The sequence below is a fragment of the Rhizobium sp. P2_G2 genome, from assembly GCF_056403555.1.
In genome coordinates this window covers 1-25613 of the sequence record NZ_JBFUFF010000094.1, presented here as the reverse complement: position 1 = coordinate 25613, position 25613 = coordinate 1, and the positions used below count along the sequence as shown (strand labels likewise).

Genomic DNA, 25613 nt, shown 5'->3' with positions numbered 1-25613 from the left:
GTTGTCGCCGAACGGTCAGGCCAGGCGGAGGCGGACAATCTGCTCGACTATGYCAATGTCTCCGGGCGCCGCTATATCGATACGTCGCTGATGAACCGGATCGCCATTGCCGAGGAAAATGCAGCGGCGGCGCTCGAGGTGATGGCGCGCTTTGCCATCGCGCCGCAATGGCTGATCTACCTGCCGCCCACCATGTCGCCGGTCGAGACCAGCAAGAGCGAGGGCTGGCTGGAGCGGCCGGAAGAGGCGTTCGAGTTCTTCCGCGCGCGTGGCCAGACGGAACTGATGCTGGAAGAGAAGCATATGGGATCGCGGGCGGTGATTGCGGTCTGCCGCGACGATGCCGTGGCGCGCCAACGCTTCGGCACGGTCTCCGACGAGGCGGGTTCGATCTGGACCCGCACCGGCCGCGCCTTCTTCTCCGAACGGGCAATGATCGAAGCGGTGCTGGCGCATATCCGCGCGGCGGCCGACGTGGCAGGTCTCTGGGACGAACTCGGCACCGACTGGCTGCTGCTCGACGCCGAGATCATGCCCTGGTCGGCCAAGGCGTCCAGCCTGATCGAGCAGCAATATGCGCCCGTCGGCATTTCCGCCCAGGCCGGGCTTGGCGCGGCCCTGGAGGCAGCCAATCGTGCCGTGGCGCGTGGCGTGGATATGGGCAGTTTCCGCGACCGGCTGGCCGCACGGGCCGAGAAAGCCGATCGCTATGGCGGCGCCTGGCAGCCCTACACTTGGCCGGTTGCCGATGCAGGCGATCTGCGCGTCGCTCCCTTCCACTTGCTTGCCAGCGAAGGGGCGGTGCATTTCGACAAGGACCATGTCTGGCATATGGCGATTGCCGACCGGCTCGCGGCGGCGGGCGGCCCCGTGCTGGTGGCCAGTGAACGCCGCAATATTGCATTGGCCGACGCCGATGCCTGCGAAGAGGCGGTTCGCTGGTGGGAGGCGCTGACCGCGCGGGGCGGCGAGGGCATGGTGGTCAAGCCCCGCACTTTCCTTGCCCGCGGTGAAAAGGGCCTGATCCAGCCGGCGCTGAAAGTCCGCGGCCAGGATTATCTGCGCATCATCTACGGCCCGGAATACGACATGCCGGACAATCTTTCGCGGCTACGCAAGCGCAGCCTGGGCGGCAAGCGGTCGCTGGCGCTCAGGGAATTCAGCCTCGGCCATGAAGGTCTGCTACGGTTCCAGGCCCGGGCACCCTTGCGCGACATCCACGAATGCGTCTTCGCCGTTCTTGCGCTCGAAAGTGAACCGATTGACCCCAGGCTTTAGGTCCGGATCATTCGGGGCTTGATCGAGGACCTACGACGTTGGCATGGAATGGATATGAAACTCTGGATTCTCTCTGATCTTCACACCGAATTCGCGCCGTTCGCGGTCCCAGGACCGTTGCCGGATGCAGACATATGCGTGGTTGCGGGCGACTTCGGCGTTGGCGGTGTCGCGCTGGCGCTTGAATGGCTGCATCAGCATGTCGCGCCGGCAATGCCTGTCGTGTTCGTCGCCGGTAACCACGATTATTATCGGACGTCCTATCTGGACGCTCTGCAGGACGGCAGACGGTTGGCGGCCTCTCTCGACCGGGTGCATTTCCTCGAAAACGACACGGTCGTCCTCGGCGGCGTCACCTTTCTCGGATGCACGCTATGGACCGATTTCGCGCTCGACGGGACACAGGCGTTTTCCATGTTCGAAGCCCGGTCGGGCATGAATGACTACAAGCGGATCAAGTTCTCCAAGAAACCGTATATGCGGTTCACCCCGCACCAGACCGTCAGGTTTCACCTCGACAGCCTGGCGTTTCTGGAGCGGTCTCTCGCTGCCGTCAATGGCCCCAAAGTGGTCGTCACGCACCACGCGCCAAGCCGCCAGTCACTCCCAGAACGGCTCCGGCACGACCGCTTCAGCCCGGCCTATGCCTCCAACCTCGACCATCTGATGTTGGAACACGGCCCCTTGCTCTGGGTCCATGGCCATATCCACGATCCCGTCGATTATATGGTCGGCACGACGCGGGTGTTCAGCAATCCGAGAGGGTATCCGGGGGAATTGCCCACGGAAGACTTCGTCAGGCGCAGCGCATTTGAGTTGTAGGCATCAAGCAATGACGAAGATTTCCGTTTGAGCGAAAATTCGGGTGCATTCGCCTAGGTACCGGATTTGGTCCTGCCGGATGCCGCACTTCTATCCGCCACCGATTGCCTTTCAACCAGTGCGGCCGGCACGATGAGATGGCGGGGTGGTTCCAGGCCTCCCTTGAGGCGTGCGACCAGGAGTTTTGCCACCTGTTCCCCGAAGCGATAGACCGGCTGGTCGATGACGGTGACTGGGGGGGCGTGACCGATGTCCAATCCGCGTCATGGAAGGTGATCAGGGAAATGTCCTCGGGCAGGCTCAGATTGGCCTCACGGATCACCTTGAACACTTCGAGCGCAATCAGGCTGTCGGAGGCGATGATTGCGGTTGGCCGGTTTGAAAGCTGTAGCAGTTCCGATGTCAGCCGGCGTGTCTTTTCACATCCGTTGGCCCCCAGGCGGACAGGCCCGACGGTGCGGCGATGCCGGCACGATCAGAAGCGGCGAGGAAGCCTTCGATCCTCAGCCGCACCGATCCGGTATAAATGTCGTCAAGGCTGGTGAAGCGGTGTTCGGGCGTGTCGCAGGCGGTGATGTAAGCGATTTGCCGGTGCCGGGCGGCATGTGGCGGAATCCGGACATCTTACTCACCCGGCGGGGACAAATCACCGCGTCGCATCGCAGGCGGAAAACGGCTCGGTATTTATTGTTCTCCGACGCCGCCATGTCGCAATTATACCCAGCATCGGCGGGAAAATCGCGATGATCGCGAGACAGTGCTATTAAGGTCGATGACCAGGAAGCGTGGCGACTGCCGCAATTTGAATCCTGGGGAGGGCATGCATGATAGCGGACGCTGAACTACAGGCAGCGAGGGCCGAGGCGATCGAGCAGACGAAGGATGGCGCGCCGTCCATCCCTTCCAATCCGTTCTTCGGGGTCGGTCCGATCACCGATGCGACGACCGACGAAGTCCACAGTCGCCTTCGCCGCTATGAATTCGATCGCTGGATCGAAGCGACCTATCGGAAGCTGGATGATGCCGGCAAGGACATCGGCGCGTTCACGACGGCGGAACTGTCGCGCAGCATGCATCGCGGCTATCCCGCCGACAAGATCCYGCYCGACATGATGCGGGCGATCCACCGTTACTTCGAATTTCCCAAATCCAACCGCATCGCCGTCGGCCTGGGCGGCGGCCACAGCGGCTATACCGTCTGCGTCCAGCACCTGTTGAACGCCAACGAAGCCGATCAGAAGGTCTATGTCGATACGCCGCGCCCCGAAAGCAGCGGTGCCGGGGCCTCCGGCTTCTTCCGCCAGTCCTGGGCGACACAGCTCATCGAAATGCACCGCTTCGCGGAAAAGGGCGACGAGAACCGCATCCACTTCGCCGAAAAGGAGGGCGCGATCCCTTCGGCGAAGACGCTGGCCGAGCTTGGCATTTCCATCTTCGTCGGCGTCGGCCATGAAACGACAGGCGCCAACTCCTATACCAACGAGGAGATCAATGAGCTCCTGAAATGGCTGGATGGCGATCCCGAAAACCGACACGCTGTGTTCGACGCCACCTCGATGCTCGGTGCGATGCCTTGGGAACCCGAGGTCGTGCGCGCCGTGATGGCCAAATGCTGCCTCTTTATGCCGTTCCAGAAGGCGATCGGCGGTGTGTCCGGCTATTTCGTCGCCTCCTTCACGCCCGCGGCACTGGCGCTGATCGAACGGAACCAGAGCAATCCATCCTGGGCTATTCCGCGTCAGCTGAAGATCGCACCGCCGCTGGATCCCAAGCAGCCGCTGAGCAGCAAGCGCTCCGTCGATGCCGGCCCGTTCTACGATGCCGAGCAGGACAAGATGCTGGGCGGCGTGATCAACACCTATAGTGCGCTCGCCTTCGCCGAGACGACGTTCGGGCTGCTGCAGACCGAGCGCCGCGTCGGCTCGGTGATCGAGCTCAACAAACGCTCGGCGGCGAACCGCAAGATCGTCGACGAATGGGTGGCAAGTCATCCTCTCTTCGGCCTCGTCGTCGAAGAGCTGGAGCGCCGCGGCGCGGCCGTCACGCTTCTCAGGGTCAATGACGGCGCGATCTCGTCTTCGGAACTGCACCCGCGGGTCATTGCCCGTTCGAAGCAAATCCTGGGCTATGAGGGGATCACGCATCCCAACGGCGAGCACGAGACCGGACTGGACGCCGCGCGCTATGTGAATGCGTTCCCGGGAACCCCCGGAGACTATCGCGCCTGGATCGGCGGAATCCGCGAACCTCAGGACATCCCAGCGCTGCTCGAGAACCTGAATTACGCCTATCTCCGCGCCAAGATCGTCGTCATCGAAGAGGAGCTCGCAAGGCGCGGCGTGGCGATCGAAGACGCAGGCAAAAGCGGTGCTTCCGATGCGGTGCGCGAGGGCACGTTCAAGGTGCTGATCGCAGATGCCATCGGTCTCAACTTCGACAAATCGGGGCGTCTAGATCACAGCGAACTCGCCGCCTATATCGGTGAGAAGGGCGGTGCCTTCCACGAGGGCTGCGCCAAGACCGCGAATGCGGCGGAAGACGGCAAGGTTCATTTCTTCTATCAGCCGCATCTGAGCACTGCCGCGGAAATCCTCGCGGAGACCGACCAAGGCCAATATGACGCGGTGATCGCTGCAGCGACCTTTATTCCCAAAGAAGCAAAGTTCCGCCTCGGCGGCGTTCGCATCGGCACGGGAACCGGCAATATGGGTTCCGCCTCCTGGGGCGGCCCCAACGGCGAAGGTGGCGAAGCGCCGCTGATGAACACGCCGGGCATCAACAGCCGCGCCACGGCGCAGATGGCATTCAAGGCGCTGCTCAAGGTCATGCCCGATCTTCCGGTCGGGGAACTGCACGATCGCGTCGTCAATAACGACTTCGATACCGGCAAGAACCTGGCGGAATATCCAACGGAGAAGCTCGAAGGCAAGAAAATCGCCATTCTCGGTTACGGCAATATCGGTCGTGCCCTGGCACGGATCGCCAAGGCCTTCCAGATGGACGTGGCGATTTACGCCCGGCCCAGCCATCGGGATAATATCCTCGCCGAAGGCTATGACTATGCGGACAGCCCGGCGAGTGCCGCCAAGGGCGCCGACGTCCTCTCCGTCCATCTGGGCCTCGGAAAGCAAAACCCGGAAACCGGCGCGTTCTCGAATGCCGGGCTTGTAAACAGCGACGTGTTTTCTGCCTTGAACGACCGGTCGGTGCTGCTCAACTATGACCGTGGGGAATTGGTCGACGTCACGGCTCTTGACGAGGCTCTGGCATCCGGAAAGGTCCGTCACGCGGCGATCGATGCGGATGTCTTCAAGACTGCCGACGGTGTCACCGGACCGATGAAACCCTATCTCTCGCTGCTTCCCAAGCATGCGGAAAAGCTGGAGCTCCTGCCGCACGCTGCGGCGGACACGGACCACCCGACCCGCGTTGCGGGCGCCAAGCAGGCCGTCGATCAGATCGTCGACGCGATCCGCAACCGTACGGTGACCAATGGCAAGGGCAATCTCCCGGAAGGCTATCGCTCCAAGGGCGCCAGGACGCCGCTCGGCGTGGGTCAGGTCACCAAGGCGGAACTTGTGCGGCTTGCCGATGACCGTTCGCTTCTGGATGAGTTGAGGAAAGTCGGCGAAACGATCTGCTCGATCGTCGGCGCCTTGGATGCGGTTTCCGACCACGCGCATCGCGCCCGCATCATCGAGCGCTACAGAGCCTTGCTGGCGGAAAGCACTCTGCGGCAGCAGGAATTGCTCAAGGCAGCAGGTCTGACGGCACCTGCGGCAAAGTAACCGCTGCCGAGCGGGTGGGTTTTACCGCTCGAGCGATTTGCCGAGCCGGCTGATCGAAGATCCAATTGTTGGTCCTGAAGCGCTCCCGACAGGCATCTGTCGGGAGAGGTTTTGCGCGCAAAGCCAATCATTTGCCAGGCAGGCAAGATTGACTTGAGCCGGAACCGCGTGCAACGACGCATAGGAGTGTGACGACCGCGACCAGGAGATTTCCCTTGAAGGGTGGCAAAACCGATTTGTACGAGGACCTCAAGCGGCAGATCCTGACGATGGAGTTCGAGCCCGATCAGGACCTGGATGAGGTCAGCCTGAGCGAACAATACGGGCTGTCACGCACGCCGGTGCGCGAAATCTTCCGGCGGCTCGAAGGAGAGGGGTATATCGACATCCGTGCGAACCGCGGCGCGCGGGTGGTTCCGATGAACCATCAGACGCTTCGCCACTTCTTCCTGGTCGCGCCGATGATCTATGCAGCCGTCGGGCGCCTTGCCGTGCAGAATTTCAAGCCCAAGCAATTCGACGATCTCAAGGGCACGCAGGACCGGTTTCGCAAAGCGACGGTGTCCGGCGATACCCTCGCCATGGTGCTTGAAAACAATCGTTTTCACGAAATTTTCGGCGAGATGTCTGGCAACGCCTATCTTCAGCCAAGCCTCGGCCGCCTGTTGATCGACCATGCGCGGATCGGCCATACCTTCTTCCATCCGACGAATGACGACATGCGTCAACGGCTTCAGCTCGCCGTCGAGCATCACGACGCGTTCATCGCAGCGATTGCCCGACATGATGAAGAGGCCGTCGTGCATCTTGTCTTCGAGCATTGGGATTTGTCGCGCGAGAATATGGAAATGTTCATTGCACCACAGGGTATGAAGGCGGACGCCCTTGTGGAGGGAGGGCCTTTGCTCGCGACCTGAACAAGGGTACCGCTTGCCCAGCGTTGCGATTGACAAATCCGTCCGACGCGGCATTGCCGATCTTCATAAAGCAAGCAGGCCTTGAGGCCTCGGATTTCGTAAAACCAGCGAAGTCAACATTTGGCGCGGACAGCGAATTCGTCGCCGCCCATGTTCCTCAAGCCGCCCATCCCGGATGTCCGCGTAACACGCGCCGCGCTGTCACACGGACAATGGCGAACAGGGCTGCCGGCGCCTGCAGCCGCGCAATTCGCTAGATTCACCCTCCAAACGCTCAACGAAGCCGTCAGCCTTGCCTCTACGGTTCCGGTCGATTTGACCGGGATTTTGCATGCCTCCAGTTTCTTGTACAATTACGGTATAACAAATGTGTACATAGATTATACAAATTCCTTGACTCGCTTTTGGCATCATGCAAAGTTCCGCTCATCACATCGGAGCGAGCGCGGGAGGAAGCGATGAAGGGTGGCAAGAACGCTCTCTACGACGATCTCAAGCGCCAGATTCTGACGATGGAGCTCGATCCGGACGAGGACTTGGACGAGGCGAGCCTCAGCGAGCGGTACGGGCTTTCACGCACGCCGGTGCGGGAGATCTTTCGCCGTCTCGAGGGCGAAGGCTATGTCGACATCCGAGCGAACCGTGGCGCACGGGTCGTGCCGATGAATCATCAGACCATGCGGCATTTCTTCCTGGTGGCGCCGTTGGTTTATTCCGCGATCGGTCGTCTCGCTGCGCAGAATTTCAAATCCAAGCAGCTTGTCGATCTCAAGAATACCCAGGAGCGATTCCGGTCGGCGAGCGTATCGGGTGACGCCGAGGCCATGGTGCTCGAAAACAACCGTTTCCACGAGATCATCGGCGAGATGTCGGCGAACGCCTATCTGCAGCCGAGCCTCGGTCGCCTGCTGATCGATCATGCCCGCATCGGCCACACGTTCTTCCGGCCGAGGAACGACGATATGCGGCGGCGCCTCCAGCTTGCTGTCGAACATCACGACGGCTTCATCGCAGCGATTGCCGCGCATGACGAGAACACGGTCGTCGATCTGGTTTTCGAGCATTGGGAATTGTCGCGCGAGAACATGGAAGTGTTCATCGCGCCAGAGGGAATGAAGGCGGACGCCCTTGTGGACATCCCCGCCGCATCAATGGAGAAATCGTCTTGAACTTCGAAGGCATTTACACGCCGGCGATCACGCCGCACGGACCGGACGGTCAGATAGACAAGACGGCGTATGCCGCCGTGCTTGAATCCCTCATTGAAGCCAAGGTGCATGGCATCATCGTCGGCGGCTCGACGGGCGAATATTACGCCCAGTCGATGCAGGAGCGCATGGATCTTTCTACCTATGCCAAGCAGGTGATCGGCAACCGCATGCCGCTGATCATCGGCACCGGTGCGATCCGGACCGAGGACTCGGTGGCCTATGCGCAGTCGGCAAAGGAGATCGGCGCGGACGCGATCCTGGTGACCTCGCCGCCCTATGCGCTGCCGACGGAGAAGGAAAACGCCATCCACGCGCTCACGATCGACCGCGCGGCCAACCTGCCGATCATGCTCTACAACTATCCGGCCCGCATGGGCGTGATGATGGGCGACGAATATTTCTCCCGTGTCGGCAAATCCAGGAATGTCCGTGCGATCAAGGAAAGCTCCGGCGAGATGGCCAATGTCCATCTGCTGGCCCGCAAGTTCCCGCATATCGCGCTGTCCTGCGGCTGGGACGACCAGGCGCTGGAATTCTTCGCCTGGGGTGCCAAGAGCTGGGTTTGCGCCGGCTCCAACTTCCTGCCGCGCGAGCATGTCGCCCTCTACGAAGCCTGCGTGCTGGAAAAGAACTTCGACAAGGGCCGCGCCATCATGATGGCGATGCTGCCGCTGATGGATTTCCTCGAATGCGGCAAGTTCGTGCAGTCGATCAAGCACGGCTGCGAGATCATCGGCCTCAAGGCTGGCCCGGTGCGCGCGCCGCTGCGCGGAATGACCTCCGAAGAAAAAAGAACCCTCGAGACTGTCGTCGCCACTTTGAAGCGCACGGTCGCCCAGATCACGTCGGGAGCCAACCATGCATGAACCTTTGACATCAGCCGAATACAAGGCAATCGCCAAGGACCTCCAACTGCCCGCCAATGCCTTTATCGATGGCGCGTTCCGTCCGGCCAAGTCGGGCAAGACCTTTAAGACCACCAATCCGGCAACGGRCGAGCTCCTCGCCGAGATCGCGGCTTGCGACGCAAGCGATGTCGATTATGCCGTCGAAAAGGCCCGTGACGCCTTCGAAGATGGCCGCTGGCGGCAGCTGACGCCGGGCGATCGGAAAACCACGCTGCTCAAGTTCGCCAAGCTTCTTGAAGAAAACCGCCACGAACTCGCGGTCATGGAGAGCCTCGACAGCGGCAAGCCGGTCCGCGAATGCCAGACGGTCGACGTTCCCGACACGATCCACACGATCCGCTGGCATGCCGAGCTGATCGACAAGCTCTATGACAACACCAACTCCGTTGGCCCCAACGCGCTGGCAATGGTTGTTCGCGAGCCGATCGGCGTGGTCGCCTGCGTGCTGCCGTGGAACTTCCCGCTCCTGATGCTTGCCTGGAAAATCGCTCCGGCCCTTGCCGCCGGTTGCTCCGTTGTCGTCAAGCCTGCCCAGGAAACCACGTTGACGACGCTTCGTGTCGCCGAACTGGCGCTTGAGGCCGGCATTCCGGCGGGCGTGTTCAACGTCGTCACCGGCAGCGGCCGAGACGTCGGCGAGCCGATGGGCCTGCATATGGATGTCGACATGGTGGCCTTCACCGGATCGACCCCCACGGGCCGCCGCTTCCTGCATTACTCCGCCGATTCCAACCTCAAGAAGGTCGTTCTGGAATGCGGCGGCAAGAACCCGGCCGTGGTTCTCCAGGACGCCGAAGATCTCGATCTTGTTGCCGAACAGGTGGTCAACGGCGCGTTCTGGAACATGGGCGAGAACTGCAGCGCGTCGTCGCGCCTCATCGTTCACGCCAGCATCAAGGACGAACTGCTCAAGCGTATCGGTGCCTATATGCGCGAATGGAAGACGGGCGATCCGCTTGATCCGGAAAACCGCATCGGCGCGCTGGTCAGCAAGAGCCACTACGAGAAGGTCAGGTCCTTCCTTGACGATGTCAAAACCGAGAACCTGACGATTGCCCATGGCGGCGAAACCCGCGATGGCGTCTTCATCGAGCCGACGGTCGTCGAAGGCGTCACGCCGTCGAGCCGCCTGTTCAAGGAAGAAATTTTCGGGCCGATCCTGTCGGTGACGACGTTCGAGAGCCTCGCCGAGGCGGTCGCGCTGGCCAATGACACGAATTACGGCCTGACGGCTTCCGTCTATACAGGCAGCCTGCGCAACGCGGTCCGCATCTCGCGCGACATCCGTGCGGGTCTGGTCACGGTCAACTGCTTCGGCGAGGGCGACGCATCGACGCCGTTCGGCGGCTACAAGGAGTCTGGTTTCGGCGGCCGCGACAAGTCGATCTTCGCTCACGACAATTATTGCGAACTGAAGACGATCTGGATCGACGTCTCCGAGCGCTCCGTGGACGAGACGGTCAGATGAAAGCGGTGTCCGTCAAGCGTCTGCCGGCTGAAAATGGGCGATCGGGCTGGGAGGCGATCAGCAACCGGTCGTTCCCTGTCCGGAGCCTGGAAGGCAACGTGACCGCGGATTGGCTGATCATCGGTGCGGGCTTTGCCGGCCTCTCGGCGGCCCGCCGCCTGCTGCAGCTTCGCCCGGATGAGAAGATCGTCATCCTGGAGGCACGGGACGTGGCCGTGAGCACGGCCGGGCGGAATTCCGGCTTCATGATCGACGTCCCGCACAACCTCTCGTCAAGCGAATATGTGAGCGGCAGTGCGGACGCGACGAAACTGGAAATGGCGCAGAACCGCTTCGCAATCGGTTTCGCGGCGGAAGCGGCGGCCGAGTATGGAATGTCGAAAGAGACGTTCGACCGCTCCGGCAAGATCAATGCCGCGGCCTCGGCGCGCGGGCTGAAGCTGAACCAAAGCTTCGGTGCATCGCTGGCGGCCAATGGCGAAGCCCACACCTTCCTCGACCAGGCGCAGATGCGGGAGTTGAGCGGGTCGGATTATTACCTCGGCGGGCTCTATACGCCTGGCGCGGTCCTGATCCAGCCGGCTGACTATATCCGCGACTTCGCGGGCGGACTGTCGGGGAAGGTGGCCCTGTTCGAGCGCTCGCCCGTCACGTCGCTAAAACGTGAGGGCGGAACCTGGACCGCGGTCACGCCGCAGGGCACCGTCGTTGCGCCCAAGGTGATCGTCGGTGTCAACGGCCACATCGAGGATTTCGGTTACTACAAAGGCCGGCTGATGCACATCATGGCCTATGCCTCGATGACCGCAGCCTTTCCCGCGGAGGACTTCGGCCGCAAGGTTTCCGGCAAAGACAGATGGGCGCTGCTTCCCGCCGACGCCATGGGTGCGACGGTGAGGAAGATCACCTCCGGCGGCCAATCGCGCATCGCGATCCGCACGCGGTACACCTACGAAACCTCCGTGACCGTCAGAGAGCAGCGCGTCAAGAAGATGGCTGACGAGCATCGCCGATCCCTCGACGTGCGGTTTCCGGGCCTGAAGGACGTGCCGCTCGAATATAGCTGGACGGGCCGACTTTGCCTCAGCCGCAACCATGTGCCGGCCTTTGGCGAGATCGAGGATGGCCTGTACTCGGCCTGCTGCGAGAACGGGCTTGGAACAGTCAAGAGCACTTATGCGGGCGTCATGGCCGCCGAACTGGCGACCGGGACCACATCCCGGCAACTCGAAGAATTCATGGATCACCCGGAACCGTCCAGGCTGCCGCCGGAGCCTTTCGCCTGGCTCGGCATCAATTCGGTGATCCGTTTGCAGGAATTGCGTGCAGGCCGAGAGGGATAAACCCTGGCCACGCAATGTGGAGATCAAGCGATCGCAAGGTCTTCAATAATAATGGGAAAAAAACTAGGAGTGAATGTAATGAAGACTTTGTGGAAAGCGCTCTGCGCGGCCGCAATGGTGGGGATGACCATGGTCTCTCCCGCCCGTGCGGAAGACAAGACGATCACCGTGGGCACGATGTCCTGGGAAGATCTGACCCCGATCACCGGCATCACCAAGAAAGTGCTCGAAGATGCCGGCTATACCGTCAAGGTTGTGCCGTTCTCTGAATGGGGCATCGCTTATGCTGCCCTCGGCAAGGGCGACATCCAGATCCTGGCGTCGCAGACCGACTACGTCGCCCAGGACTATTGGGACAAGAGCAAAAAGCGGCTTGAAAAGATCTCGCCCGTTTCGCATGGCTTGTACCAGGCGATTGCCGTGCCGAACTACGTCACCATCGACTCGACGGACCAGCTCAACGACAATGCCGACAAGTTCGGCGGCAAGATCGTCGGCATCGAGCCGGGTTCGGGCCTGATGCGCGACGCTGCCAATGCCGTCAAGGCATATGGTCTCAAGCTCCAGCTTCTGGAAGGCAGCACCGCGGCGATGACCGCTGCACTCAAGTCGGCCATCGACCGCAAGGAATGGATTGCCGTCACGATCTGGGAACCGTCGTGGATGATGCAGAAATATCCTGTCAAGTTCCTCAAAGATCCGAAGGGCATCTTCCCGCCGCCGCAGAGCTATTACTGGATCGGCAAGAAGGGCTTCTCGGAGAAACATCCGCATGCCCGTGAAGTCATCGCCAGCGTCTACGTGCCGCTCGCCGACATCACTGCGATCAACGGTGCCGTCAGCGATGGCAAGTCCATGGATCAGGCCGTTGCTGACTGGATCGGTGCCCACGCCGATCTGATCAAGCGCTGGGAAAACATCAAGGGCGAATGAAGCGAAAGCATCTCCGGCCGAACGGAATCGCCTGAGATGCTACCTCTTTGTTTTTATGCACTTTTGCTGGAATTCTCTAGCCGCGGGCCGCCACCCATGGCGGCCCGCATCTATCTTGACGGCAACAGGCCTGCTTAAGACAGGCCAGTGGGGAACGCCATGAACACCGCAATGAATAATGCCAACGAAGTGTTGGTCGATTGTCAGAATGTCTGGAAGATTTTCGGCTCGCGCGCGCCGGCAGCCATCAAGGCGGTCGCCGAGCGGGGCCTTTCCAAGAAGCAGGTGCTCCAGGAATTCAACTGCGTCGTGGGTGTCTCCGACGCGAGCATTCAGGTGCACCGTGGCGAAATCTTCTGCATCATGGGCCTTTCCGGCAGCGGCAAGTCGACGCTGATCCGGCTGCTCAACCGCCTGATCGAGCCGAGCCTCGGTAAGATCACGGTGAAGGGCAGGGAGATCGCCAAGCTCAATGCGGCGCAACTGCGCGACATGCGCGCCCGCAATATCGGCATGGTGTTCCAGAGCGTCGCCCTTCTGCCGCACCGGACCGTGCTGGAAAATGCCGGCTTCGGACTGGAAGTCCGTGGCGTTGCGAAAGAGGAACGCAACAAAACAGCACGCGCCGCACTCGAAAAGGTCGGCCTCGCCGACTGGACGGCACGCTACCCCTCCGAACTCTCGGGTGGCATGCAGCAGCGCGTCGGTCTCGCCCGCGCACTCGCCGCCGATCCGGAAATCATTCTCATGGACGAGCCGTTCAGCGCGCTCGATCCGCTGATCCGCCGCCAGCTCCAGGACGAGTTCCGGCAGCTGACGAAATCGCTCGGCAAGTCCGCTGTGTTCATTACCCATGACCTGGAGGAAGCCATCCGTATCGGCGACCGCATCGCCATCATGAAGGACGGTGTGATCGTCCAGGTCGGCACGGCTGAAGAGATCGTCACCAAGCCGGCGGATGATTATGTCTCCGATTTCGTCGCGGGTATCTCCCGTATCCATCTGGTCAAGGCGCATTCGGTGATGCGGCCGGTCGCCGAGTTCAAATCCGCCCAACCGACTTGCGATGTCGACACATTGCTCAAGACGTCGCCCGAAGCCGACATCGGCGCATTGATCGATCTGACGATGAAATCGGACCGGGATGCCGTCGCAGTCGTCGAGAACGGCGTGATCGTCGGCGTTGTTACAACCCGGGGCTTGCTCCGYGGCGTCGCTGGCGCGCCGGCCGCAGAGCTCGTTGCGGCGTAGCGGGAGGCGGATATGGATATCTCGGTTATTGCGGATACATTCGACGGCTGGACGGACGATGCGCTCGGCTGGATCACCGACAACTACGACTGGATCTTCGATCCCCTGCGGGCGGCGCTCGATGGAACCTATAACGGCGTTCTCTGGCTGCTCCAGCAGCCGCCTTTCTATGTCGTCGCCGTCATCTTCGCGCTGCTCGGTTGGCGATTGATCAATGTCTGGGCAGGTTTGCTTGCAGCGCTGGCTCTGGTGTTCTGCTCGATCATGGGGCTCTGGGACCAGACCATGAGCACGCTCGCTCTGGTGGTCACCGCGACGATCCTGGCGCTCGTCGTCGGCATTCCGATCGGCATCATTGCCGGTTTCGTCACATGGTTCGACAGGTTCCTGCAGCCGATCCTCGATCTCATCCAGACCCTGCCGCCCTATATCTATCTTCTTCCGGCGATTGCGCTGCTTGGTACCGGCCCGGCGACCGCGCTCGTCGCCACCTTCATCGTCGCCATGCCCCCGGCGATCCGGCTGACGGCGCTCGGCATTCGCATGACGCCGCATCCGTTCATCGAACTGGGGCAGGCGAGTGGCCTGACATCCTGGCAGATGTTCACCAAGATCAGGCTGCCCTTTGCGATCCCGAGCGTCATGGCCGGCATCAACCAGAGCCTGATGATGGCTTTCGGCATGGTCGTGATCGCCGGCATCGTCGGTTCAGGCGGCCTCGGCGAAACCATCTATGGCGCTATCCGCACGCTCGACATCGCCACCTCCATCAATGCGGCGATCGCCATCGTCATCCTCACAATGGTGCTCGACCGCCTGACCCAAAGTGCGGCGCGGCGCACGGAAGGACGTGCAAAATGACCCTCGGATCCCTCAGCTTCTCGCCGGGCGCATTCCTGGCTCCCGCCGTCGACTGGCTCAACACCAACTTCCATCCTTTCTTCGAAGGCGTGACGAAGGTTGTCGAAGCCGTTCTCGGTGCGATCGAGGCGGTATTACTCTATCTGCCGCCCTATGCAGTGATCGTCATCGCCGTGCTTCTCGCCGGCTTCTTCATCAACATCCGTGTTGCGGTCGTCACAGCGGTCGCGCTGGCATTCTGCTTCCTCGCCGGCTTCTGGCAAGCCTCGATGCAGACGCTTGCGCTTGTCACGGTCGCCGTGACTATCTCCGTGTCGATCGCGTTTCCGCTCGGCATCCTTGCCGCCCGGCGCAAGCGGGTCGAAAACATCATCCGCCCGATTCTCGACATCATGCAGACCGTGCCGCCATGGGTCTATCTCATTCCGGCGGTGATGATCTTCAGCCTCGGCCGCGTCCCGGCCATCATCGCCACCATCGTCTATGGCGTGCCGCCGATGCTGCGACTGACGACGCTTGCCTTCAACCAAGTGCCGAAGGACCTGCTCGAACTTGGCCAGGCGACCGGAGCCTCGCCGCGCGCGATCCTGTTCAAGATCGAAATCCCTTCTGCGACACCGACGCTTCTGGTCGGCCTCAATCAGTGCATTCTGCTCTCGCTTGCCATGGTGGTGCTTGCTGGGCTCGTCGGCGCCGGTGGGCTTGGTGCCGAAGTGACGCGCGGTCTGACCCGCATGGAAATGGGCCTCGGGCTGCGAGCCGGGCTGGCGATCGTCGCCGTCGCCATCCTGCTGGATAGACTGTCCAAGGGTGCGCTGCAGGGCCGTCGGTCCTTGCAGTCGAAGACCGCGTAGCGGAAGGACTATCCCATGCGTCGTAGCTTCTTCTGCATCGACTCCCATACCTGCGGCAATCCGGTACGGCTTGTCGCAGGCGGCGGGCCCTTGCTGCCGCATTTGCCGATCGCCGAGCGCCGCGAAATCTTCGTGCGCGACCACGATTGGATCCGGCAGGCGCTAATGTTCGAGCCGCGCGGCCACGATGTCATGTCCGGCGCGATCCTCTATCCCGCTTATCGGGAGGATTGCGACTTCGCGGTGATCTTCATCGAGGTGAGCGGTTGTCTGCCGATGTGCGGGGCCGGAACGATCGGCCTCGTCACAGCCGCGATCGAAGAGGGACTGGTGACACCGCGCGTGCCGGGCAGGCTTTCGATCGAGACGCCTGCGGGGCGCGTCGACATCCAATATGACAGGCCGGGCGAGTTCGTCGAATCTGTCCGTATCTTCAACGTTGCGAGCTACCTGCATGCAGCCGATGTCGCTGTGCATGTGCCCGGGCTGGGAGAGCTTGTGGTCGACATCTCCTATGGTGGCAATTACTATGCGGTCGTCGAGCCGCAGAAGAATTGGTCCGGTCTGGATGGCATGTCGGCGAGCAACGTGGTCGATCTCAGTCGCAGGCTGCGCGATGCATTGGCTTCGATCTGCGATCCTGTCCATCCGGAAGATGGCAGGATCTCGGGCGTTCATCATGCGCTCTGGTGCGACATGCCCACGAGCGGCAATGCCGATGGCCGTGGCGCAGTGTTTTACGGCGACAAGGCGATTGACCGTTCGCCAGGCGGCACGGGAACTTCGGCGCGCATGGCGCAGCTGCATGGCAAGGGGCGGCTGAAGGTCGGCGACACCTTCCGGCAGGAAAGCCTGATCGGCACGGTGTTCGCAGGACGGATCGAAGCCGAGACCGCGATCGGTCCGTTCGCGGGCATCAAGCCGAGTGTGGGCGGTTGGGCGCGGATCATCGGCCACAACACGATCTTCGTCGACGACCGCGATCCGCTGGCGCATGGATTCCAGATCAAATGAGGGCGATGGCATGACAGAACTGGGAAGGGTTGGAATTGTCGGAGGTGCGGGCTGGCTGGGTTCGGCGATCGCCAAGGCGCTTGTCAGTTCCGGCAGCGTTGCTGGCCCGGACCTGACATGCTCCTATCGCAGCCGCAAGCCGGATTTCCACTGCGTCTGGACCGCCGACAATCAGGAACTCGTCGACCGGTCGGACATCGTCATCCTGTCCGTTCGGCCGGATGACTGGAAATCGGTGGAAATCGATGCCGGCGATAGGCTGGTCGTCTCCGTGATGGCGGGTGTAAGCGCCGATGACATCAAGGCGCGGGTTCATTCCGCCCGTGTCGGCCGGGCGCTGCCGAATGCCGCCGCGGAGATCGGCTTTTCCTATACGCCGTTCTTCCTGTCGTCCACAGATCCGGCCGATGCTGCGCTTGTCGGCGCCTTGTTCGAGAGCTGCGGCATGGTCGACGTGGTGCCGACCGAGGATCAGATCGACTATCTGACCGGGATGTCCGGCTCAGGTGCCGCCTTTCCCGCGCTTCTTGCCGCGGCGATGATGGACGACGCAATCGGGCGGGGTGTCGCGCCGGAGGTGGCCCGAAGGGCCGCCCAGCAGGTGATCATCGGGGCAGGGCGGCTGCAGGAGCAGGACCGGATGTCGCCGAGCGAAACGGTCAAGGCGTTTGTTGACTACCGTGGCACCACGGCGGCTGGCATCATCGGCATGCGCCAGCATGGATTTGATGCTATCGTCAGCGCAGGACTAGAGGCTGCCTATCGAAAAGCTCAGGCTCTTTCGAGAAAATGATATTCAGGAGGTTGCCATGAAATCGAAAGACGAKGGAGCCGCAGGCCGCCTCAAAGTCGGCTTCGTCCTTGCCCGCTCCTTCACCTTGTCGGCCTTTGCCCTGTTCGTCGACACTCTGCGCCTTGCGAGCGACGAGCAGGATCGGTCCGGAAGGGTGCGTGCCGACTGGCAGGTCCTCGGCAGTACCCGGCATCTCATCGCGTCCAGCTGCGGCGTCCAGGTCGCCCCGACATCCGACTTCGGCGACCCGGCCAGTTACGACTATATCGTCGTGGTCGGCGGACTGCTCAAATGCGAAAACCCGATCGACACCGAGACGAAGAATTTCCTCAAGAAGGCGGCCGCGGCCAAGGTGCCCCTGCTTGGCGTCTGCACCGGAACCTTCGTGCTTGCCGAGGCCGGACTGATGAAAGGCCATGAGGTCTGCGTCAGCTGGCTGCATTTCCAGGAGTTCCGCGAGCGCTTCCCGGAGCTGAAGGTCCGTTCGGACCGGCTGTTCAATCTGGATCCCCAGCGCGGATCATGCGCCGGCGGCAGCAGCGCCGCCGACCTGGCTGCCTATATCGTTCGCCACCACATCAGCAAGGAGGCGGAACGGAACGCCCTGGAAGTGCTGCAGATCGACAAGGCACGCTCGCATCTCGACGTGCAGCCGCGCAAACCCTTGTCGCTCGATTTCAAGGACCCACGCCTGAAGGCTGCCCTGATCATCATGGAGCAGCACACCGAAGATGTGATATCGGTGCAGCAGCTTGCCGACGCCGTCGGCGTGTCGAGACGGCAACTCGAACGGCTGTTCTCATCCAAGACGAACACCTCGCCTGCCGCGATCTACAAGATGGTCCGGCTGGAGCGGGCGAAAACACTCGTGACCCATACGAAGGCGCCGTTGATCGAAATCGCCGTCGAAGTCGGATTCGAGAGCGCCAGCCACTTCGCTCGGGTTTTCCGCAAGACCTATGGCCAAAGCCCGACACGATTGCGGGCGGAACTGGCGAATGCGGCGTCTTTCTAGCCGTTCATTCGAGCCGATCACGCGGATGGCGTATCAAAGTCTGGCTCAGGCGAGGACTGCATCTCGTTCGTCCGCGACCTGCCATGACTTGCGCCCCGTCAAAAAATCCTGGACCTTGTCCCGTGGCATCGGCCTGCTGAAGAAGTAACCCTGCAAAGTGGTGCAGCCCTGCTCGAGCAGGCAATGTGCCTGGCGAAAATGCTCCACGCCTTCAGCCGTGACCTTCAGATCGAGCTTACGCGCGAGGCCGAGCACCAGTTCCACGATCGCCAGGCTGGAGGCATCCTGGAGCATCGTGTCGATGAAGCTCTTGTCGATCTTGATGATGTCGACAGGCAGACTGCGCAGATGTGTGAGCGATGCAAAGCCGGTGCCGAAATCGTCCAGCGCCACCTGAACGCCGCGCTTGCGCAAACGCTGCARCGTGCTGGCGACCGTCTCTTCGACGCCTTGCATGAACACGGTTTCGGTCACCTCGATGATCAGCCTGTCGAGCGGGATGCCCTTCGCGCCGAACGCGGCAGTGATGCGGCTCTCCAGATCGCCGCGCACGAAATCCGCCGCACTGACATTGAGACTGATGCGCACGCCCGAAAGGCCCTGATCCGTCCAGGCTCTGAGGTCTGATGCGATGTGCGTGACCATGAGGGAGGTCACCCGATGGCTCAGATGCGGATCCTCCAGGGCTTCATGGAACTCTCCCGCAGAAACCACGGAGCCGTCCTCGCGCCGCATGCGAACCAAGGCCTCGAAGCCGCACACTTGCCCATTCGCGCTATCAACGATCGGCTGATAGTAAGGGAACAGGCGATCTTGCGTCAGCGCCCGCTCGACTTCCCTGATCTTTTCGATCCGAGTGGAAATCCGCGTGCGCAGTCTGGGCTCGAATTCGACATAGCTGCCGGGCCGCGTCTCCTTGGCGTGATAGAGCGCGAAGTCTGCATTCTGCGCCAGTGCCGCGGCATCCATGCCGGCCTCGAACAGGGCACCTCCGGCTGTGACCTTCGGCATGATGGTGGAGCCATCGACATGAAGCGGCTGCGCGACAAACTCGATCAGGCTGCGCGCCAGCCCCGCCATCCGCCGTGAACTGGCATTGCCTTCGATCAAGACCGCAAATTCGTCGCCACCCAGGCGGAAAGCCTTGCCGCGCTGACCGATCCGGTCGGACAGCCTTGCCGCAATTTCCTTGAGCAGGGTATCGCCGAGCGCATGACCGAGCGTGTCGTTGATCTGCTTGAGGTGATCGACATCGATGAGCAGCAGCCCCACTGTCGAGGCGGGTTCCTGGGTCGCAATGCGGAGCTCGGAAATATAGGCCGCGCGGTTTCCAAGTCCTGTCAGGCTGTCGGTATTGGCGGCCTTGAGGAGCTGGCGCTCATGACGCACGCGCTCCGACACGTCCTGGACGATACCGAAGAGCCGCCGCGGTTGACCGTCGACCCTCTCTATATCGCTGACGATGTGGACCCACCGGTCTTCGCCCTCCGGGGTGATGATCCGGTATTCCTGGTCGATGCCCACGTCGGCGCCGGTGAGCACGTTTTGGATTCTGGCCCGCATGCTTTCGCGCGATTCAGGCGCATAGCAACCGATCACGACGTCTGCTGTCAATGGCTGGCCAACCGGCAGTCCCACGGTCCGGTAGATCTGATCCGACCAGACGAGGGCGCCGGTTTGCACATCCATTTCGAAACCGCCAACCTTGGCAGATCGCTCGGTCTGTTCGAAACGTGCCTGTTTGAGTTCAAGCTCGCGGCGCTGCTCACGCAACAGCGTTGTCTGTCTCTGCTCTCGGATCAAGCCGACAGCGACGGTTGCCAGCTGTTCCAGCTTCGCGCGCTCCGGGTCGCCAAACCGCCGCGGCTTCGTGTCCACCACGCAAAGAGTGCCATAGCATATGCCGCCTTCGGTCAGCGGCACGCCGGCGTAGAACTTCAACCCGGCAGGTCCCGACACATAGGCGTTCTCGGCAAATCTCGGATCGAGCCTTGCATCTCGAACGATCAGGGCGGATGTCGTTTCCACGACGTGGCGGCAGAAGGAATCACTGCGAGGCGCCTCATCAGAGGCGACGCCCGCCTTGGCCTTGAACCAGATACGATCACTGTCGACCAGGGATACGAGCGCGATCGGACAATCGAAAATAGAGCGAGCGAGCTCGACGATCGAGTCGAACTCCACCGATGCCGGCGTGTCCAGAATGCTTGTTTCGTGCAGCGCCCTTATTCTGACGGATTCATCAATCGGCATTGATCTTTGTCGTGTTGGCTCTCGGCGGAGTAGCTGGCCTCATCCATCATGGATCAAGTGACCGGATCGACCATCGTCCGGCGGCGTGGATCAGAACTCTTCCCAGGTGTCAGCCGGCGCCGTCGCGGCATTTCCGACTGCGCGGCGGACAGGCTGAGAACGATGCGCAGCGGCGGGCGCCTTGGCGGGCATCAGGCTCTGCCTGACTTGCGCCGGCTGCCTTTGCCGGCCGGTCTCGACACCGCCGCCGAACTTGAATTGGCCGAGCAATTCGAACAGCGCATGGGCTTCTCCGGCAAGCCCGTGGCTGGCCGCGGTGGTTTCTTCGACCATCGCGGCGTTCTGCTGCGTGCCCTGGTCGATGGTGTTCACGGCGTTGTTGATGTCTTTCAGGCCGGTCGACTGCTCGCGGGAGGCTTCGACAATCGCGGTCACGTTGATGTTGATCTCCTGCACCTGCTTGACGAYCGTTTCGAGCGCCGTCCCGGTTTCGGCAACCAATGTGACGCCGTGGCGCACATGATCGCCGGACGCATTGATCAGGGACTTGATCTCCTTGGCGGCCTTGGCGGATCGCTGGGCCAGTTCGCGGACTTCCTGCGCCACCACGGCGAAGCCCTTGCCGGCCTCGCCCGCACGCGCTGCCTCGACACCGGCATTGAGCGCCAGCAGGTTGGTCTGGAAGGCGATCTCGTCGATCACGCCGATGATGTTGGAAATCTCCTTCGACGATTTCTCGATGCGATCCATTGCCTGAATCGCATCCTGCACGACGACGCCGGAATGCTCGGCATCTCCCTTGGTGCGATGCACGAGCAAGCCGGCCTCTTCGGCCCGCTTGCTGGCATCGGCGACCGTCGTGGTGATTTCCTCGAGTGCCGCCGCGGTTTCCTCGACGGAAGCGGCCTGTTTTTCGGTTCGGCCGGCCAGTTCGTCGGAAGCGGCCTGGATTTGCTTCGAGCCGGCGCTGATGCCTTCGGCGTTGCGGGCAACGGTCAGCATTGCCGCGGCGAGCTTGCCGGCGGCCTGGTTGAAATCGGTCCGCAGGCGTTCCAGGACCGGAATGAATGGCTTGTCGATGTACTGCGCAAGCTCGCCTTCGGCGAGTTTGTTGAGGGCGCCTGCGAGCTGCGCGACATTCTCGACCCGGTGCGTCACATCCGTGGCGAATTTGACCACCTTGATCACCTTGCCGTCGGGATCGATGGTCGGGTTATAGGATGCCTGAATATGCACCTGCCGGCCGCCCTTGCCGATGCGCAGGAATTCATCGGCGATGAACTCTCCGGCGGCGAGCTTTTGCCAGAAGATCTTATAGTCGCTGCTCGCGGCGAAAGCCGGGTCGCAAAACATCGAGTGATGTTTGCCGACGATCTCCTCGAGCCGATAGCCCAGCGCCTTGCAGAAGTTGTCGTTGGCGGTGATGATATTTCCGGTCGGGGTGAATTCGATGACCGCCTGCGCGCGCGACAGTGCATTCAGCTTGGCCGCGTCTTCAACCGCCTTCAGCTTGCTGGCGGTGATATCAGTGGCGATTTTGACGACCTTATAGGGCTTGCCGCGCCGGAAGACCGGATTGTAGGACGCCTCGATCCAGATCTCGCGCCCGCCTTTGCCGATGCGCTTATATTGCCGCCGATCGAACTTTCCCTCGCCGAGATGTTTCCAGAACTCCTTGTAACCGGCGGAGGCGGCTTCTGCCGGATCGACAAAAATGCTGTGATGCTTGCCGACGATCTCCTGCAGGCCGTATCCGAGCGCCTTGCAGAAATTCTCGTTGGCCGTGAGAATCTTGCCGTCAAGATCGAATTCGATCATCGCCGCGGATTTGGACAGCGCTTCGAGCACGGTGGATGCATCTGAACCGAGACCGCGAAAGAGAAGGGACATGCACGCTCCTGAAGTCGGAATAACGGTCGGCCTGACACACATGCCGATGAATATCGTAACTATATGATTAACTGCTTAATAAGGATTTAAGGTTCTCCATGAAATAGGCGTCGAATCCAACGACTTGTCAGAGAGCCACCGGCGCGGCGGACACCGCAAGAATGGATCGGAAAACTGCATGGCGGCCGGCTTGCCCATGCGGAAACGGTTTCCGCCAGCTTTCAGATCGGCAATTCGGTAGAGAATTTCAGTTCGCGCAGCACGAAGCTCGACACCACCGTGCGCACATGCGGGTTGCGCATGATGTAGCGGGTCATGAACGCCTCGTAGCTTTCCACGTCTCTCGTGCGGATCTTGAGCATGTAGTCGAAGGTGCCGGACAAGGCGTAGCACTCCATGATCTCGGGCCTCTCGCGCACCACCGTGGCAAGAGACGCCACCGCTTCTTCGTGGTGATCCTCCAGCGTGACATGGGCGATGACGCAGAGTTTGAGATCGAGTTTTGCGGGATCGAGCAGCGTCACACGCTTGCGGATGACGCCATCCGCCTCCAGATCCTGGAGCTTCCGCCAGGCGGAACTTTGCGATACGCCGGCTTTCTCCGACAATTCTGCCAGTGACAGGCCGCTATCGGCCTGGACGAGTTGGAGAAGCTTGCGCTGGAAATTCCCAGTTTCTTTCATTTGTGGCACCGTTTCCGAGAATGTTTGCCATCACGGCATCGATAGTCAGCATAAAAGAAAAGAATATCCTGTAAATCTGGATCATAATTGCAGGCTGAAGATAGTGCTCAGGAGGATCGGCCGATGCCCAAGGAAAGCAGCTACACAGCCAAATTGCCCGGTCCGGATGGCCTATACGACTATACGGCTGAAGAGGATGCGATCTGGGGCGAACTCTACGAGCGCCAGATGACGCTGCTGGCCGGCATGGCCTGCCGCGAATATCTCGATGGCGTCAAAACCCTGGGGCTGAGGCCGGACAAGGTTCCCCAGCTTCTGGATGTCAACCGGCGTCTCAACGAGACCACCGGCTTCGGCGTCGAGGGCGTCCCGGCGCTGATCCCGCCGTCGCGCTTCTACGAACTCTTGTCGCAAGGCAAATTCCCGCTCGCAACCTTCCTGCGCCGGCGCGAACATATCGATTATATCGAAGAGCCGGACCTGTTCCACGAGGTGTTCGGCCATTGCCCGCTGCTGACCAACCAGAGCTATGCCAATTTCGTCCGGCATTTCGGCGAAACAGCAGTGCGCCTCGGCAAAGGCTATTCCTGGCACCTGTTCCGCATTTTCTGGTTCACCGTGGAATTCGGCCTGATCAACACGCCTGAGGGGCGCCGCTGCTACGGCGCCGGCATCGTGTCGTCGCCCAGTGAAGCGAAGGCGGCCATGGTGGAGCAGGCGTGTGAATTCCGGCCGTTTGATCTCTTGAGCATTCTGAGGACGCCCTACCGGATCGATATCGTGCAGCCGATCTACTATGTCATCGATAGTTTTGCCGAGCTCGAAGCCGTCATCGAGCAGGACATTGGCAGCCTGATCCTGAAGGCGAAGGCGCTGGGCGATTTTGCGCCGGCTTTCGACGCAAAGGCGTCGTGACGCTTGGCGGGGAGGGTATCCCTGTGGAGTGGGCGGTTGCGCGGCTGCGATGAAACCGCGCCGGCGTCGTCGTATCCGGTTTCGTCTCGCTTGGACATGCGGGTGTCCCGAAGCGATGATGGTCCGGAGTGAGCGAAATAGTCGATTTTCCTGAGAGACCGACATGGAATCGAGAGCGCAGCCGRGAGTGGCATCGCGTCGCTCTCGACGAATTTGTTCAGGGCGATGATCTGTCTGGTTGTCTTTATCTGTTTCATCGGCTTAGTTTTCTAACCATCCCCATGATATTGATGCACACATGCTTTGCCTTAAGCATCTGATGGCCTGAAGAAATATTGTTTCAGCAAGGATTTCTTTTGGCGGTGACCGGAGACATCTATGCCAAGTCCCAGTCAGTTGCTTCTTCCCGGAACGACCTCTCCGACTCTTCCAGAAACATCTATGGCTCGCTCAAAACCTCTCCGCTAACTGCCCGTCAATTCTCGCTAATCCGTTATTAATCGGGAAAAACACAGCATGCTGTAATATTTTGGTACGGCGTTCTCGATATTTTTTGCTCATTATCAATTTTATTCGTTGATTCAAAGAATAAGTGGAGAAATTTGACAGTTTAGTTGGATGGAGTTAGTAAATTGAGTCTTAAGTCCATTCATGAGGGCCGTCCGTGCGTCGAAGATCCTTAGTCGATCTCGCAATTCTATGCGGAGAAGCAATCAGAAACATGCCTTCACGCTCGATCAGAGCGACTTGAGCCCGATCAACCATCCGGAGGAGCGGCACTTCATGTGCCGGGGGTGGGATATGCAACGGGACCGACAATAACGTCAGAGACGAACGCTTATGTCGTTCGCCAGAGGATTAACGGGAGGAAATTGGCAATGGCGACGAAGATCACCGGCACGAGCACGCAGGAACTCACCGAAACCGATGCCCCGCAGAGCACCGGCGGCAAGCTCAGCAGTTCGGTCAACTTCGTTGCACAGACCAATGTCAATGGCAGCAATGCTTATGGCAAGTTCACCATCCTGGCCGATGGTACATGGACTTACGCGATGACGGGTGCGCATAACGAGTTCCAGGGTGGCAAGGATTACACCGACAGCATCACGGTGAAGACCGCCGACGGCACCACCAAGGTGCTGAACGTCACCATCCACGGCACCAATGACGCGGCTGTGATCAGTGGCACGACCACGCAGACGCTCACCGAAACCGATGCTGCACAGAGCACCGGCGGCAAGCTCAACGCCACTGATGTCGACAGCTCTGCCGCTTTCGTCGCGCAGAACAATGTCAATGGCAGCAATGGCTATGGCAAGTTCACCATCCAGGCCGACGGCACCTGGACCTATGCCATGACAGGCGCCCAYAATGAGTTCCAGGGCGGCAAGGATTATACCGACAGCATCACGGTGA

Annotated in this window: 19 protein-coding genes and 2 pseudogenes; 17 read left to right on the top strand and 4 right to left on the bottom strand. The window is 60.9% G+C overall.

The genetic code is table 11. The annotated features are described in order from the left end of the window. Positions 1-1278: pseudogene (locus AC1D06_RS34620) on the top strand (polynucleotide kinase-phosphatase); the annotation flags it as partial. Between the two features lie 54 nt (positions 1279-1332). Beyond that, positions 1333-2100 (top strand): metallophosphoesterase, encoded by a 768-nt coding sequence (locus AC1D06_RS34615; RefSeq protein ID WP_477990308.1) that lies wholly within the window; start codon positions 1333-1335, stop codon positions 2098-2100. 53 nt (positions 2101-2153) lie between these two features. Here AC1D06_RS34615 and AC1D06_RS34610 read toward each other — a convergent pair. Continuing rightward, positions 2154-2446: pseudogene (locus AC1D06_RS34610) on the bottom strand (substrate-binding domain-containing protein). Positions 2447-2924: 478 nt separating this feature from the next. On the opposite strand from AC1D06_RS34610, the gene AC1D06_RS34605 reads away from it, so the two are divergent. The 13 genes from AC1D06_RS34605 to AC1D06_RS34545 all read left to right on the top strand — a co-directional run bounded on the left by AC1D06_RS34605 (position 2925) and on the right by AC1D06_RS34545 (position 18456). Then, the gene (locus AC1D06_RS34605) at positions 2925-5888 is read left to right on the top strand and encodes an NAD(P)-dependent oxidoreductase (RefSeq protein WP_477990307.1); all 2964 of its coding nucleotides are present in this window, start codon (positions 2925-2927) and stop codon (positions 5886-5888) included. Positions 5889-6103: 215 nt separating this feature from the next. Beyond that, positions 6104-6805: a GntR family transcriptional regulator gene (locus AC1D06_RS34600; RefSeq protein WP_477990306.1), complete on the top strand. Its 702-nt coding sequence runs from the start codon at positions 6104-6106 to the stop codon at positions 6803-6805. 458 nt (positions 6806-7263) lie between these two features. Continuing rightward, complete coding sequence (locus tag AC1D06_RS34595) at positions 7264-7974, top strand: GntR family transcriptional regulator (protein ID WP_477990305.1); 711 nt, start codon at positions 7264-7266, stop codon at positions 7972-7974. Then, on the top strand, positions 7971-8882 hold the full coding sequence (locus tag AC1D06_RS34590) for a dihydrodipicolinate synthase family protein (RefSeq protein ID WP_477990304.1): 912 nt from the start codon (positions 7971-7973) through the stop codon (positions 8880-8882). Before AC1D06_RS34595 ends, AC1D06_RS34590 begins: the two co-directional genes overlap by 4 nt. Further along, positions 8875-10392 (top strand): aldehyde dehydrogenase, encoded by a 1518-nt coding sequence (locus AC1D06_RS34585; protein WP_477990303.1) that lies wholly within the window; start codon positions 8875-8877, stop codon positions 10390-10392. Before AC1D06_RS34590 ends, AC1D06_RS34585 begins: the two co-directional genes overlap by 8 nt. Then, a complete protein-coding gene (locus AC1D06_RS34580; RefSeq protein ID WP_477990302.1) occupies positions 10389-11735 on the top strand; it encodes an NAD(P)/FAD-dependent oxidoreductase in 1347 nt (448 codons plus the stop codon). Before AC1D06_RS34585 ends, AC1D06_RS34580 begins: the two co-directional genes overlap by 4 nt. A gap of 78 nt (positions 11736-11813) precedes the next feature. After that, positions 11814-12668, top strand: coding sequence for a glycine betaine ABC transporter substrate-binding protein (locus AC1D06_RS34575; RefSeq protein WP_477881509.1), 855 nt, complete (start codon positions 11814-11816; stop codon positions 12666-12668). A gap of 159 nt (positions 12669-12827) precedes the next feature. Next, the gene (locus AC1D06_RS34570; protein ID WP_477990301.1) at positions 12828-13919 is read left to right on the top strand and encodes a quaternary amine ABC transporter ATP-binding protein; all 1092 of its coding nucleotides are present in this window, start codon (positions 12828-12830) and stop codon (positions 13917-13919) included. Positions 13920-13931: 12 nt separating this feature from the next. Further along, positions 13932-14780: an ABC transporter permease gene (locus AC1D06_RS34565; protein WP_477990300.1), complete on the top strand. Its 849-nt coding sequence runs from the start codon at positions 13932-13934 to the stop codon at positions 14778-14780. Next, entirely contained in the window at positions 14777-15634 is an 858-nt protein-coding gene (locus AC1D06_RS34560) for an ABC transporter permease (RefSeq protein WP_477990299.1), read from the top strand. The genes AC1D06_RS34565 and AC1D06_RS34560 overlap by 4 nt, the downstream gene beginning before the upstream one ends. A 15-nt stretch (positions 15635-15649) precedes the next feature. Further along, positions 15650-16648 carry a 4-hydroxyproline epimerase gene (locus tag AC1D06_RS34555; protein WP_477990298.1) on the top strand — a complete coding sequence of 333 codons (999 nt, stop codon included), beginning with the start codon at positions 15650-15652 and terminating at the stop codon, positions 16646-16648. A 10-nt stretch (positions 16649-16658) separates the two neighbouring features. Then, complete coding sequence (locus AC1D06_RS34550) at positions 16659-17441, top strand: pyrroline-5-carboxylate reductase family protein (RefSeq protein WP_477990297.1); 783 nt, start codon at positions 16659-16661, stop codon at positions 17439-17441. Between the two features lie 16 nt (positions 17442-17457). After that, positions 17458-18456, top strand: coding sequence for a GlxA family transcriptional regulator (locus AC1D06_RS34545; protein WP_477990296.1), 999 nt, complete (start codon positions 17458-17460; stop codon positions 18454-18456). 45 nt (positions 18457-18501) lie between these two features. On the opposite strand, the gene AC1D06_RS34540 is transcribed toward AC1D06_RS34545, so the two are convergent. The 3 genes from AC1D06_RS34540 to AC1D06_RS34530 form a co-directional block, all read right to left on the bottom strand. Further along, positions 18502-20709, bottom strand: a complete 2208-nt coding sequence (locus AC1D06_RS34540) for a sensor domain-containing phosphodiesterase (RefSeq protein WP_477990295.1) — start codon at positions 20707-20709, stop codon at positions 18502-18504. Between the two features lie 90 nt (positions 20710-20799). After that, positions 20800-22599, bottom strand: a complete 1800-nt coding sequence (locus AC1D06_RS34535) for a methyl-accepting chemotaxis protein (RefSeq protein WP_477990294.1) — start codon at positions 22597-22599, stop codon at positions 20800-20802. Positions 22600-22820: 221 nt separating this feature from the next. Then, a complete protein-coding gene (locus AC1D06_RS34530; RefSeq protein ID WP_477881524.1) occupies positions 22821-23282 on the bottom strand; it encodes an Lrp/AsnC family transcriptional regulator in 462 nt (153 codons plus the stop codon). A 123-nt stretch (positions 23283-23405) separates the two neighbouring features. Between AC1D06_RS34530 and AC1D06_RS34525 the strand changes: the two genes are divergently transcribed. Together AC1D06_RS34525 and AC1D06_RS34520 are read left to right on the top strand one after the other, a co-directional pair. After that, a complete protein-coding gene (locus AC1D06_RS34525) occupies positions 23406-24197 on the top strand; it encodes a phenylalanine 4-monooxygenase (protein ID WP_477990293.1) in 792 nt (263 codons plus the stop codon). Positions 24198-25075: 878 nt separating this feature from the next. Then, positions 25076-25613, top strand: a 538-nt coding sequence (locus AC1D06_RS34520) for a VCBS domain-containing protein (RefSeq protein WP_477990292.1), incomplete at its 3' end; no start/stop codon positions are given.

Coding starts and splice junctions, on each gene's coding strand:
- AC1D06_RS34615 (WP_477990308.1), top strand. CDS start 1,333: ATGAAACTCTGGATTCTCTCTGATCTTCACACCGAATTCGCGCCGTTC.
- AC1D06_RS34580 (WP_477990302.1), top strand. CDS start 10,389: ATGAAAGCGGTGTCCGTCAAGCGTCTGCCGGCTGAAAATGGGCGATCG.
- AC1D06_RS34550 (WP_477990297.1), top strand. CDS start 16,659: ATGACAGAACTGGGAAGGGTTGGAATTGTCGGAGGTGCGGGCTGGCTG.
- AC1D06_RS34560 (WP_477990299.1), top strand. CDS start 14,777: ATGACCCTCGGATCCCTCAGCTTCTCGCCGGGCGCATTCCTGGCTCCC.
- AC1D06_RS34565 (WP_477990300.1), top strand. CDS start 13,932: ATGGATATCTCGGTTATTGCGGATACATTCGACGGCTGGACGGACGAT.
- AC1D06_RS34595 (WP_477990305.1), top strand. CDS start 7,264: ATGAAGGGTGGCAAGAACGCTCTCTACGACGATCTCAAGCGCCAGATT.
- AC1D06_RS34525 (WP_477990293.1), top strand. CDS start 23,406: ATGCCCAAGGAAAGCAGCTACACAGCCAAATTGCCCGGTCCGGATGGC.
- AC1D06_RS34575 (WP_477881509.1), top strand. CDS start 11,814: ATGAAGACTTTGTGGAAAGCGCTCTGCGCGGCCGCAATGGTGGGGATG.
- AC1D06_RS34555 (WP_477990298.1), top strand. CDS start 15,650: ATGCGTCGTAGCTTCTTCTGCATCGACTCCCATACCTGCGGCAATCCG.
- AC1D06_RS34530 (WP_477881524.1), bottom strand. CDS start 23,282: ATGAAAGAAACTGGGAATTTCCAGCGCAAGCTTCTCCAACTCGTCCAG.